Source organism: uncultured Tenacibaculum sp. (genome assembly GCF_947499065.1).
In the GTDB taxonomy this organism is placed as follows: Bacteria; Bacteroidota; Bacteroidia; order Flavobacteriales; family Flavobacteriaceae; genus Polaribacter.
Genome location: NZ_CANMMT010000005.1, coordinates 99,100 through 113,108, shown reverse-complemented (window position 1 = coordinate 113,108; position 14,009 = coordinate 99,100). Strand labels below are relative to the sequence as shown.

The window sequence follows — 14,009 nt, the reverse complement described above, 5'->3', positions numbered from 1 at the left end:
CTTTTTTGAGTAAATTTGTATTTAGCTACAAATTATTAAGATGAAGAAAGTAATTATCACTTTTTTCCTGCTTACCTCTCTAATAACATCTGCACAAAATGAAGCTAATATTTGGTATTTCGGTAGAAATGCTGGAATAGATTTTAGTGCGGGCAACCCAATTGCGCTTGTAAATGGTCAATTAAATACTTTTGAAGGTTGTTCTACTATTTCTGATACGAATGGAAACCTATTATTCTATTCAGATGGTACTACAGTTTGGGATAGAAATCACAATGTAATGCCTAATGGGACTAATCTTTTAGGGAATAGCTCCAGTACACAGTCTGCTTTGATAGTTCCAAATCCAACAATTAATAATATTTATTATCTCTTTACAGTCGATGCACAAGAAAATAATATGCATGGGGTTAATTACTCAATAGTAGATATGAACTTGAATGGTGGTAATGGAGATATTACTACCAAAAATATTCCTTTAGTTAGTACAGCAACCGAAAAAATAACAGCTGTGATTGGTAAAAGCTGTGATGCTATTTGGGTAATCACAGCAGATACAACGAATTTTTATGCATATGAAGTTACTACTGCTGGTGTTAATACAACACCAGTTCAATCTAGTCTTATAAACACTTTAGGAGCAATGTTTAGTAGAGGTTACTTAAAAGCATCACCAGATGGCACTAAACTAGCAATGGCTGCAGCCGAATCTGGCTCTTATATATATGATTTAGATACTAATACAGGAATAATCACCAATGGGAGACGCCTAAATTTAGACTTTAATGATGGATATGGGGTTGAGTTTTCAATAACAGGAAATAAATTATATATAGCTACAGGTATTTCTTCAAATGGAGGAACAGCTAATCTTTATCAATTTGACACATCTACTTCGGATATTAATACTATTAACAATTCTAGAGGAGCTCCTTTTTTTACCTATCAAGGTTCTAGAGGAGCTTTACAAATTGGTCCAAATGGTAAAATTTATCATGCGGTAAATAGGCAAAACTTTTTGGGAGTTATTAATTCTCCAGAAAATCCGAAAAACTCAATAAATTATGTTCATAATGGAGTGAGTCTTAACGGTAGAGAATCATCACAAGGACTTCCTCCATTTATCCAATCCTATTTTTTACCTACTACGATTCTAAATGCAGCTAACGACTTAGTAATTAGTAATGAAAAACAGTTTTTTTGCTCAGGAAGAGATTATGATTTAAAAGCAGGTAGAATAGAACCAGGAGCAACATATACTTGGGTTAAAGATGGAAACGTTATTGGAACAAACGCTATATTAACAACAAATAATGTTAATTTTGGTCCTGGAATATATGAACTCACCATTGAATTAAATGATGCCTGTAATACAACTTTAACTGCTGATGCAGATATTGAATTTGTATCACAACCAACAATTGTTAACATCCCCGATTTTGAACAATGTGATAATGATTCAAATCCTTCTGATCAAAGAACTACTTTTGATTTAACCACTAAAGAAGCTGAACTAACTAATAACGCTACTAATGTAACTGTAGATTTTTTTAATCAAACTGATGTTAACTTCTTAAACCCACTACCAAAAACCAATTATATCAACACTACTAATCCAGAAACAATAGTTGTACGAGTTAGTTTTAATTCTTCTAACAATAATAATTGCTTTACTACAGGCTCATTAACCCTAAGGGTTATAAACGCTAATTCAACTACTAATTTAGCAGATGTATATGTATGTGAAACAGATCTCAATGCAAACAATCAAAATGCGACAAATAGTCAAGGCTCTGGAAATGGATATTATGATTTTTCAAAAAAAATAGGGGAAATCACTTCACTAAATCCTGCTGTTTCTCTTAATACTCATACTATTAATTTTTATAGAAGATTAGATGATGCAAATAATAATATTAATGTATTAATTCCTCCTTATGAAAATCACTTATTTACTAATAATTCCGATATTTATGTAAGAATAACTCCCAATTCTGCATCTTCTTGTTTTACTATTACTAGTTTCAAAATATTTATAGAAGCATTACCTATTCCTAGAGGAAGCTCTACCCCTATTCTTTTATGTATTAACGTTCCTAAAGAAAATGCTATTGTAGCTACAGTAGATTTGAATGCTTCAACGGGTAATGCTTTAGATACTTATCAATGGTACAGAAATGGAGAACTAATTCCAAATGCTACAAATTCAATATATAAAGCTTCAGATGCAGGAACCTATAAAGTGGAAGCTTTTACAAATAATTCATTAACTGAAGCTCCGTGCTCTGGATACAATACTTTTACTGTTACAACATCTAGTAAAGCACTAATTGTAAATATTACCCCTATTGATGATACTTTAAATGATAATAGTATAACAATAACAGTTGAAGGAGATGGCGATTATGAATATGCTTTAAACAACTCTAACAACTACAATACTGGTATTGAGAATTTAACGTATACTTTCTCAAATTTAGCTATAGGTATATACACTATAAGTATAAGAGATAAAAACGGATGTGGAATTACAAATTCTGATGAAATACCAATAATTTTTTTTCAAAAACATTGTACACCAAACCAAGATGGTATTTATGATACTTGGAAAATATTAGGCGTTGATAATGACTTTTTCCAATCTGTATCAGTTAATATTTATGATCGTTATGGAAAAAGAATTGCTGTAATACCTAACAAAAACCATATAGGTTGGGGAGGTATTTATAATGGTAAACAAGTTCCTTCAACTGATTATTGGTATCATGCTACTTTAGTTGATAAATACGGTAAAATTCGGATTAAAAAGAGTCACTTTGCCTTATTACGGAAATAAATTTTCTGTAGTTGACTATAACATAAAACAAATAGTATTTCAATAAAACTATACGTATTTTTGTTGTATGAACTTTGAACTACACTCAGAATTTAAGCCTACAGGAGACCAACCTTCAGCCATTAAACAACTTGTAAACGGAATTGAATCAGATGAAAAGTACCAAACTCTTTTAGGTGTTACTGGCTCTGGTAAAACCTTCTCCGTTGCAAATGTAATTTCAGAGGTAAATAGACCTACTCTAGTTTTGGCTCATAACAAAACTTTAGCAGCTCAATTATATTCTGAGTTCAAACAGTTTTTTCCAAACAATGCTGTAGAGTATTTTGTTTCATATTATGATTACTATCAGCCAGAAGCTTATATTCCAGTTACGGGAACTTATATTGAAAAAGATTTATCTATCAATGACGAAATAGAGCGTTTACGAATTAGCACCTCTTCTTCCCTATTATCTGGCCGTAGAGATGTATTAGTCGTAGCTTCTGTATCTTGTTTATATGGTATTGGAAATCCAAATGAATTCAAGAAAAATGTAATACCAATTAAGGTAGATCAACAAATATCAAGAACAAAGTTCTTACATCTTTTGGTTACCAGTTTATATGCTCGTACAGAAGTTGAAATTAAAAGTGGGACATTTAAGGTAAAAGGAGACGTAGTTACTATTTATCCATCCTATGGAGATAGTGGTTATCGAGTTCACTTTTTTGGAGATGAAATTGAAGAAATTGAAACTTTTGATATAGAAACAAATCAAGTAGTAGATAAACTAGATGAACTAACAATATACCCTGCCAATCTATTTGTAACATCACCTGATATACTACAAAATGCTATCCATAAAATTCAAGAAGACATGGTAAAGCAAGTGGATTATTTTAAAGAAATAGGCAAACATCTAGAAGCTAAAAGACTTCAAGAAAGAACTGAATTCGACTTAGAAATGATTCGCGAATTAGGTTATTGCTCTGGAATAGAAAATTATTCACGTTATTTAGATGGAAGAGATCCAGGAACACGTCCTTTCTGCTTACTTGATTATTTCCCAGATGATTATTTAATGGTAATAGATGAAAGCCATGTTACCATTCCACAAACACATGCCATGTATGGTGGAGATAGAAGCAGAAAAGAAAATTTAGTAGAATATGGTTTTAGATTACCAGCCGCTATGGACAATCGACCATTGAAGTTTGACGAATTTGAATTACTTCAAAACCAAGTAATTTACGTATCTGCAACTCCTGCTGATTATGAATTAGAAAAAACAGAAGGTGTCTTTGTAGAACAAGTAATCCGACCTACAGGATTGCTAGACCCAGTAATTGAAATCCGTCCTAGTTTGAATCAAATTGATGATTTAATTGAAGAAATTCAAACTCGCGTAGAAAAAGACGAACGAACATTGGTTACAACTTTAACCAAACGAATGGCAGAAGAGTTGGCAAAATATCTAACTAGAATACAAGTTCGTTGTCGCTATATTCATTCAGATGTAGATACTTTAGAGCGTGTTCAAATAATGCAAGACTTACGTAAAGGTTTATTTGACGTCCTTATTGGAGTTAATTTATTACGTGAAGGTTTAGACTTACCTGAAGTTTCTTTAGTAGCCATTTTAGATGCAGATAAAGAAGGTTTTTTACGTTCGCACAGATCACTTACACAAACTATAGGAAGAGCAGCTCGTAACGTAAATGGAGTGGCCATAATGTATGCTGATAAAATTACTAATAGTATGCAACGCACTATTGATGAAACAAATCGAAGAAGAGAGAAACAAATTAATTACAATACAGCTAACGGGATTACTCCAACACAAATAAACAAGAAAATTGACGATACATTATCGAAAGATACTGTTACTTCTTATCATTACGATAATGCTACTCAAAAAGCAGCTGAGCAAGATTTAGAATTTTTACCTAAAGAAGAAATAGAAAAACGTATACGTGCAAAACGTAAACAAATGGAAGAAGCAGCCAAAGCATTAGATTTTATGGTCGCTGCTCAATTACGTGATGAAATTAAAGTTTTAAAAGAAAATTTATAACTTTAATCTTTGCTTCCCCAAGGTGCACTTGGTACATCTATCTCTTTTGTTAAATCAAATTTTACAGAGAAGAACCTACCAACACCTACTCTACGTAAATTATAAGTAAAACTTGTTCTATCTATCGTTACCCACCAAACATTGGTAGAAGCATAAGGTATTAAATCTGATGTATGCTGGTCAGCAGGGAAAAACTGGATATGAGCTAATCCTTTATTAGGATTAGTACCTCCATATTGAGTAATTTTATCTTCAGATCCATCTTTATGTCTATGGTCATGTTTTAAACTAATGAATCTATCTTTATTTAATTTAAAAACCCAAGTACGTGATTTATTATTCCCAACAAAAAAAGGGATTCTTATTGTATTATTTTCGCAAACACGAAAATGTATTACTAATTTTTCTCCAGTAAAACCATCACCTTCTTTTCCTCCTTCAACTATTTCTCCTTCATATGCTTTTCCACAATGACTTTTTAAACTATTCCAAAATAACTCAGAATTAGATACCTCTTGCGATATTAATTGCAAAGGGAATAATAGTAACATCAATAGTAGCTTTCTCATTTTTATAAATCTGTTTTCATTAAATCTCTACCAAAATAAAACAAAAAAACCTCACTTTTTGTGAGGTTTTCAATATATAACTAAGAAATTAATTTTAAGCTCCTAAAACTTCTTGAACTTTATCAGCTGCTTCTTGGAACTCAGTAGCTGAGATAATTTCCATTCCGCTATTATCAATTAATTCTTTTGCTTCTTTTGCATTTGTTCCTTGTAAACGGCAAATAATAGGCACATTAATTTTGTCTCCCATATTCTTATAAGCATCTACAACACCTTGAGCAACACGATCACAACGAACGATTCCTCCAAAGATATTTACTAAGATAGCTTTTACGTTTGGATCTTTTAAAATAATTCCAAAAGCAGTTTCAACACGTTGAGCATCTGCAGTACCACCAACATCTAAGAAGTTTGCTGGATCACCACCTGCTTGCTTAATTAAATCCATAGTTCCCATTGCTAAACCAGCTCCGTTTACCATACATCCAACGTTTCCATCTAAATCTACATAGTTTAAACCTGCAGCTTTAGCTTCAACTTCAATTGGGTTTTCCTCACGAATATCACGCATTGCTGCATAATCTTTATGACGATATAAAGCATTTTCATCTAAAGTTACTTTAGCATCTACAGCCATAATCTTATCATCAGATGTTTTTAACACTGGGTTAATTTCAAACATTGCTGAATCAGATTTAATATAAGCTGTATATAAAGCTGTAACAAACTTTACCATTTCTTTTAAAGCTGCACCACTTAAACCTAAGTTAAAAGCAATTTTACGAGCTTGGAAAGGCATTAATCCAGTTGCAGGGTCAATCTCTTCAGTAAAAATTAAATGAGGAGTTTCTTCTGCTACAGTTTCAATATCCATACCACCTTCTGTAGAATACATAATCATGTTTCTACCAGTAGCACGGTTTAATAAAACCGACATATAAAATTCATTCGGTTCGCTATCACCAGGATAATAAACATCCTCAGCAATTAAAACTTGGTTTACTAATTTACCTTCCGCTGAAGTTTGAGGAGTAATTAACATCATTCCTAAAATATCATTAGAAATACTTTTTACCTCATCTAAGTTTTTAGCTAACTTAACTCCACCACCTTTTCCACGACCACCTGCGTGTACTTGTGCTTTAATTACGTGCCAACCAGTTCCAGTTTCTTCAGTTAATTTTTTTGCTGCTTCAACAGCTTCTTCTGGTGTATTTGCAACAATCCCGCGTTGAATACGAACGCCAAAACTGCTTAATATTTCTTTACCTTGATATTCGTGTAAGTTCATTAGATATGAATTTTTAAAAGTCGAACAAAAATACAAATTCAAATGATATTTCATTACATTTTGCCCTTTAATTTGTAGTATTTCATATGATATTCTTAGAATTACACTTTCACATATCTTTAACGTTTAGAATGTAACGTTAAGTTTTTTAACATGTCTTTACTCTAATTAACATGATTTTATGATTTGGTTCGTGAAATCATAAATAATTTAGCTAATCCTTATTACTCTATCAATCAACTATGTATAAAATCGCTACATTAATAAGCGCTATTCTTTTTATTTCTAATGGGATAAATGCACAAGAAATCAACAAAAACAGAAAAAAAATTAATGCTACACGTGTTGATTCTCCTCCTAAAATAGATGGTATTTTAGACGACAATGCATGGAATAATACTCCTATTGCTAAAGATTTTGTGATGATGCGTCCTAATAATGGAGAAGCTGAACCAAACACACATAAAACTGAAGTTAAATTAGTATATGATGATGAAGCTATTTATGTTAGCGCTGTAATGTATGCTCCTGACCCTTCTAAAATCCCAGCAGAGTTTAACAATAGAGATCGAATTGGGAACTCAGATTTTTTTATGATGTTAATTAACCCAAATGACGATGGGCAAAACCCTAATATGTTTGTGGTTACAGCATCTGGAGTACAAGCCGATTCTAAAGTTTCTACCAATAATGAAGACTTTAACTGGAATGCTGTTTGGGATAGCGCCATAAAAATAAATGAAGATAATTGGTCTGTAGAAATGAAAATACCATATAGAGCATTGCGTTTTGCTAATAGACCTGTACAATCTTGGGGATTTAATTTTCATAGAGATGTAAAAAACCTAAATGCCCGTTATACTTGGAATCATATAGACAATACACAAGGAAACTGGACTCAATATGATGGTTTAGTCGAAAACTTTAAAGATATAAAACCTCCTACTCGATTGAGTTTTTATCCGTATGCTTCAACTACAGTAACTTCATTTGATGGAGATACAGATTTTGATTGGAGTGTGGGAATGGATGTTAAATATGGAATTACAGAAAACTTTACATTAGACGCTACTTTAATTCCAGATTTTGGTCAAACTGCTTTTGATAATGTTACGTTAAACCTAGGGCCATTTGAACAACAGTTTAGTGAACAACGTCAATTTTTTACTGAAGGAACAGAGTTATTTACGAAAGGACGATTATTTTATTCAAGAAGAATTGGTGGAAATCCTATAGATCAATTTTCTGGAGAAAGAAATTTAATTGACGATGAAGATTTTACCAACGGTAGAAAAATAAATGAAGAAATTACAGATTACCCTGATGTAAAAATGTTAAATGCCATAAAAATATCAGGAAGAACTAAAAAAGGGTTAGGAATTGGTTTTTTCAATGCTATAACAGATAAAACTGAAGCTACAATTACTAAAACAGAACAAATAATTAATGGAACAGAAATTATCAAAAATGTTAGTAGCTACAAAACAGTTACAAGTCCATTAACAAACTATAACATTATTGTATTCGACCAACAGTTCAACCAAAATTCTTCAGTAACATTAATTAACACCAATGTTACTCGTGATGGTCGATTTAGAGATGCTAATGCTACTGGATTATTATGGCATGTAGAAGATAAAGGTAGTAACTATAACATAGATGGTTCATTTAAAATGACAAACATCACTGATGATGTAAATAACCCTAATACAGGATATTCATTTGATACAAGTATTGGAAAACAATCTGGAAATTGGAGAGGAGAAATTGGTTATAATTTTGAAAACAAAGATTACAATCCTAATGATTTAGGTATTTTATTTAGAAATAACAGACAAAGAATCTATGGTTTTGTGGGATATCGATTATTAAAACCAAAAGGAATTTTTAATAGTTATAGAATAAACCTTTATTACAATGTAAACTTTTTACATACTCCAGGCACTTATACTGGTACCAATGCAGGTTTATCTTTTTCATCACAAACAAAAAGTCGTTTTGGTTTTGGAGGAAATTTAAATTTCGGTACCGAATCAAAAGACTTTTTCGAGCCAAGACAAGGAACACAAAGTGGTATTTTTTTTAATAGGCCTCAAAGATTAAATATTAACCATTGGGGATCTACAGATTACCGAAAAAAGTTTGCTATTGACTATAGCTGGTACTATACTTTTTTCAGAAACAACCCAAGAGAAGGATATGGCTTTAGAGTTTCACCAAGATATCGTTTTAACAACCAGTTCTCATTAATCTATGGATTTAGATTTAACAAATCGAATAGTGATCAAGGATATGTAACTACTTTAGATAATGATGATATTATTTTTGGACAAAGAGACCAATCTTCTTACAACAATTCTCTTTCTGGGAAATATAGCTTTAGCACCAAATCTTCTTTATCATTAACATTCCGTCATAATTGGAGTAAAGTTCCATATCAAGATCAATTCTATAAACTAAATACTAATAATGGTTTATTAGAAGCCAATTCTTATTCTGATAATCACGATGTTAATTTTAACAGTTGGAACTTAGACCTTAACTATGTTTGGCAATTTGCTCCTGGTAGTCAACTAATAGCTTTTTACAGAAATTCTATTTCAAATTTTAACGATAAGGCCAATCAAACATTTTTTAATAACCTAGATAGTTTATTTGATGAAGCAAACAGACATACATTCTCTGTTCGATTGGTTTATTTTATCGATTACAACAACCTTAAAAAGATATTATAATAGGGTTTATTATATATAGATTGAAATAAGATAAGCTTTAAAGTTTATCTTATTTCTTTTTTATACTTTCGTTACATTGAATTCAGAATTATGATTATTACTAAAAACATCCATAAACATTATGGTAATGTTGAAATTTTAAAAGGTGTAAACCTACATATTAAAAAAGGAGAAATTGTGGCTATTGTTGGTCCTTCTGGAGCTGGAAAAACAACCTTGCTTCAAATATTGGGTACTTTAGATAAACCTCAAAAAGAACAAGATTATGAGCTTTTAGTTGACAATGTATCTATAAAAGATTTAAATGATAATCAAATATCTTCTTTTAGAAATAAAAACATTGGTTTTGTTTTTCAATCACATCAATTACTTCCTGAGTTTACTGCCTTAGAAAATGTATGCATACCGGCATATATTGGAGGTAAATCAAAATTAGCAACTGAAAAAAGAGCCAAAGAACTATTAGAGTTTTTAGGATTATCACATAGAGAAAACCACAAACCTGGTCAACTATCAGGAGGAGAACAACAAAGAGTTGCTGTGGCTAGAGCTTTAATAAACGAACCTTCCGTTATTTTTGCAGATGAACCTTCTGGTAATTTAGATTCGAATTCAGCTAAAAAATTACACGAACTTTTCTTTGAACTTAGAGATAAATTTGGACAAACGTTTGTATTAGTTACTCACAATAAAGAATTAGCCCAAATGGCTGACAGAACTTTAACCATGAAAGACGGAATCATAATTAGTTAATGTAACAAATTCATGTTTGGAGCTACATATTAGCAAATCAACTAGAACATGATAGAAACATTTAACGAACTAATTGCTTTTCTAAAAAATCCTGTATTAGAAAAAGATGCTAATCAGAATGGTACATATCGATTAAAAAAATTCTTACACATACTTATTATAAGTATATTAACAGGAGTAGCTTTATCACCTCTTTTTGTTCTAATAGAACATTTAGGTTGGGTAGATATGAACAATCATGCTATGGAACAACTAATGAAAAGTTTGTCTAAAGTTCAAATTTTCCTCTTTGCTGTGGTTGCTGCACCTTTGTTAGAAGAATCAATTTTTAGGGCTCCCATAACCTTATTTCGAGGAGATAAAGTATTTAAAATAGCTTTTTATGTGTTTGCAGTTGCTTTTGGTTTAATTCACTTAAGCAATTTTCCTATAACAAACAATGTACTTATCCTCGCTCCTATCTTGGTAGCTCCTCAAATAATTTTAGGAGGCTATTTAGGTTTTATTAGAGTTCGTTTTGGTTTAATTTGGAGTATTCTTTTGCACGCTACTTACAACGCTTTCTTTGTTTTTATTAGTTTTGCGGGAGATTCAATATAAAAAATGACAAAAGCAGAACTTAAAGAATTCTTAGACGAAAAAGTTTTAAAATATAATAATCTAGACTTTATTGATAGTGATCCTATTCAAATTCCACATCGATTTAGCTTAAAAGAAGATATCGAAATCATTGGTTTTTTAGCAGCTACAATAGCTTGGGGAAATCGTAAAATGATTATTAAAAATGCTTCAAGGATGACTGAATTACTAGGAAATTCTCCTTACGACTTTGTCATGAATCACACCGAAGATGACTTAGGAAATTTTGATGGCTTTGTTCACCGTACTTTTAATGCTGAAGACTTTAAGTTTTTCATCAAATCTTTAAAAAACATCTATCAAAATCACAATGGATTAGAAGCTGTTTTAGCTACTAAAGGAGATGATAATTATAAATTAGCCATTCATAATTTCAAGCAAATATTTTTTGAAATCCCTTATTTAGATAGAACACTCAAACATGTTTCTGATCCTCTAAAAAATTCAGCTTCAAAAAGAATTAATATGTTCTTTGTTTATAAAAGGTAGTACAAAAATCTGTGTTATCTGCAAATCTATTACATTTACAAAAGATATAATTTTTAAAAATAAAAATAATTGAATTCAAACGAATTAAAAGACTTTCTAGATTCTAAAGTAAATGAATATAATAGATTTAATTTTATAGAGTCAGACCCTATTAGTATTCCTCACAAGTATTCTTTAAAACAAGATATAGAAATTTCTGGTTTCTTAGCAGCTACAATAGCATGGGGTAATAGGAAAAGTATTATTAAAAATGCAAATCGTATGATGGATTTAATGGGGAATTCTCCATATGATTTTGTAATGAATCATAAAGAATATCATTTAGAAAATTTAGAAGGATTTGTACATAGAACTTTTAATTCTATTGATTTTTCATACTTTATTAAAGCTTTAAAACATATTTATATAAACCATAAAGGATTAGAAAATATATTTTGCACTCATGCTTCAAATGATTCTTTACAGCCTGCTATACATGAATTTAAAAAGATTTTTTTTGAAATACCTCACCCCTCCAGAACTACCAAACATATCTCAGACCCTTTTAAAAATTCCGCATGTAAGAAAATTAATATGTGGTTGAGGTGGCTCATAAGAAATGATAATTCTGGGGTAGATTTTGGTATTTGGAAAAATATTTCTCCTTCTAAATTATCCTGTCCTTTAGATGTACACTCTGGAAATGTAGCTCGTAAACTAGGTATTTTAACTAGAAAGCAAAATGATGGTAAAGCCTTAGCTGAATTAGATAATTCGCTACGTAAATTTGATGCTAACGACCCTGTAAAATATGATTTTGCTTTATTTGGATTAGGGGTTTTTGAAGAATTTTAATCAAATAATATTAATTCATTTTTATCTAATTTAATATTAAATAAAGAATGACCTACAGATATAAAGGTATCGGACTCTGTATTACTATATCTTTCTAACATTTCCATTCCTATTGATGACTGTGATAAAAAACCTTGCTGCTCTTTAGTAACCAACACACTTGTGGGCTGCTGCTTTTGAATCCCAATAAGTTCAAAATTTATTGCAGTTCTATTTGTTCTAAACATAGTAGTTGTTTTAGTTCCTACGTAATTAATGTAGATATTATGATAACGTTTACCACCAATGTTTACATATTGTAACTTGATGCTTTCTATAAGGTTTCTTATACCTCTTCGTAAAGTTTCAAACGAATAATCATTTGCAATATCTTCTATAGTATTTTTAACTTCTATTCTACGTTTCGTTTGATTTAAGGTGTCTAATCGATTAGAATGCGTTTGAATATTTTCAAGAGCATTTAATATACCTCTATTTACTTTATTTAAGGAATCTACCATTTCATCTGTATTTTCTAATTTGTCATTATCAAGTAATGCCATTAGATTTGTTTTCTTTCTTCTCAACTTAGATAGTTTACTCTTAGTATTATCAATTTTATCTTCTGTTTCTTTTATTAAATTATTGTCTTGTGGTTGCTCCATAAGCATCTCTTTAAGAGAAGAGTTCTCAAATAAGTGTTTAATAATAAATGTTTCTAGTTTAGGAATTGATAAACCTCTTGACTCTTTACAAATAGATATGTCGCGTTGTTTTGTTGAACATTTATAGGCACTTTCCTTATTGTTTAAGCGTTTTTTTCCAATTACAAGGTTCTTACAATGACTACAAAAAATAATATCTTCTAAAAGGTAATGATATGTAGCTCTTTTTCCTACTCTTCTTTTAGAATGTAGAATTGTATTCACTTTTTCCCATATTTTAGATTCTATTATTATAGGTGTTTCTACTCTGATATCACTATGATACTTAAAACCTTTGTATATCGTATTTTTAATAATACTACTAATACTAGAACCAGACCATTTGGTATCTTCTTTCTTTCGGTCTATTTGGTGGATATTTCTTTTCTGTTTAAAAAATCCTGTTCTAGTAGCGTAAGATGTCTTAACACCTCTTCTGTTTAAAATTTCAGCAATTTTATATGCTCCATGATTACCTTGTAAGTATATGTCGAAAATTTCCTTTACAATTTCAGCTTGAGATTTATCAATTGCATATTTACCTGTTTTTGAATCTCGTTTATATCCATAAGCTATCATTCCATGAGTTTTACCTCTTTCTGCATTTATCCTATGTGCTGGACGTACTCTTAAAGAAGTTGTCATAGCATAATACTCGTTGAATACTGAAAAAATAGTACTCATCATTTTAGTCATGGGGTCATTAAGATTAATAATTTGACCATTAACAATGTATTCTATTTTATTATCAAGGACCAACGTTGCAAACATCAACCATATATTTGTGTTACGCTCAATTCTATCTTGATTGTATACCCAAATTGCATTTATTTTGTTTTTTTTAATATCTATTATCATTTGTGCAAATTCTGGCCTATCAAGAAACTCCACTTTATTGAAATTAGAATCCAATACATCAAAAGTATCCAGACCTTTAGTTCCAGAAATATTTTCATCTACATATTCTATAACATCAAAACCATTTGCTCTAGCATAAGCTAGACCGCCATTTATTTGATGTTCAATACTTGTATCATTTTTATTACTTCCTGATTTTCGAGCATAAATTGCTAATACTGATTTATTCATACTTTTTTCTTTTTTACAGCTATTTCACTCATAGC

9 protein-coding genes and 1 pseudogene are annotated in these 14,009 nt (G+C 30.7%); 7 read left to right on the top strand and 3 right to left on the bottom strand.

Features of this window, described 5'->3' with window-relative positions; genetic code table 11:
* The first annotated feature begins 40 nt into the window (after positions 1-40).
* Complete coding sequence (locus tag Q0958_RS11965) at positions 41-2,836, top strand: T9SS type B sorting domain-containing protein (RefSeq protein WP_299123371.1); 2,796 nt, start codon at positions 41-43, stop codon at positions 2,834-2,836.
* A 67-nt stretch (positions 2,837-2,903) separates the two neighbouring features.
* Positions 2,904-4,892 carry an excinuclease ABC subunit UvrB gene (gene uvrB / locus Q0958_RS11960; protein WP_299123369.1) on the top strand — a complete coding sequence of 663 codons (1,989 nt, stop codon included), beginning with the start codon at positions 2,904-2,906 and terminating at the stop codon, positions 4,890-4,892.
* Between the two features lie 2 nt (positions 4,893-4,894).
* On the opposite strand, the gene Q0958_RS11955 is transcribed toward uvrB, so the two are convergent.
* The gene (locus Q0958_RS11955; RefSeq protein WP_299123367.1) at positions 4,895-5,461 is read right to left on the bottom strand and encodes a hypothetical protein; all 567 of its coding nucleotides are present in this window, start codon (positions 5,459-5,461) and stop codon (positions 4,895-4,897) included.
* A gap of 94 nt (positions 5,462-5,555) precedes the next feature.
* Positions 5,556-6,752: an ADP-forming succinate--CoA ligase subunit beta gene (sucC, locus tag Q0958_RS11950; protein ID WP_150901211.1), complete on the bottom strand. Its 1,197-nt coding sequence runs from the start codon at positions 6,750-6,752 to the stop codon at positions 5,556-5,558.
* Between the two features lie 242 nt (positions 6,753-6,994).
* Here sucC and Q0958_RS11945 point away from each other — a divergent pair, with 242 nt between their 5' ends.
* The 5 genes and pseudogenes from Q0958_RS11945 (at position 6,995) to Q0958_RS11925 (ending at position 12,202) form a co-directional block, all read left to right on the top strand.
* On the top strand, positions 6,995-9,487 hold the full coding sequence (locus Q0958_RS11945) for a DUF5916 domain-containing protein (RefSeq protein ID WP_299123365.1): 2,493 nt from the start codon (positions 6,995-6,997) through the stop codon (positions 9,485-9,487).
* 90 nt (positions 9,488-9,577) lie between these two features.
* Positions 9,578-10,240: an ABC transporter ATP-binding protein gene (locus Q0958_RS11940; RefSeq protein WP_299123363.1), complete on the top strand. Its 663-nt coding sequence runs from the start codon at positions 9,578-9,580 to the stop codon at positions 10,238-10,240.
* 48 nt (positions 10,241-10,288) lie between these two features.
* Entirely contained in the window at positions 10,289-10,840 is a 552-nt protein-coding gene (locus tag Q0958_RS11935; protein ID WP_299123361.1) for a CPBP family intramembrane glutamic endopeptidase, read from the top strand.
* 3 nt (positions 10,841-10,843) lie between these two features.
* A pseudogene (locus Q0958_RS11930) lies at positions 10,844-11,350 on the top strand (DUF2400 domain-containing protein); the annotation flags it as partial.
* Positions 11,351-11,437: 87 nt separating this feature from the next.
* Positions 11,438-12,202: a TIGR02757 family protein gene (locus Q0958_RS11925; RefSeq protein ID WP_299123358.1), complete on the top strand. Its 765-nt coding sequence runs from the start codon at positions 11,438-11,440 to the stop codon at positions 12,200-12,202.
* Here Q0958_RS11925 and Q0958_RS11920 read toward each other — a convergent pair.
* A complete protein-coding gene (locus Q0958_RS11920) occupies positions 12,199-13,974 on the bottom strand; it encodes a recombinase family protein (protein WP_299123356.1) in 1,776 nt (591 codons plus the stop codon). The genes Q0958_RS11925 and Q0958_RS11920 overlap by 4 nt on opposite strands.
* Positions 13,975-14,009: the final 35 nt, after the last annotated feature.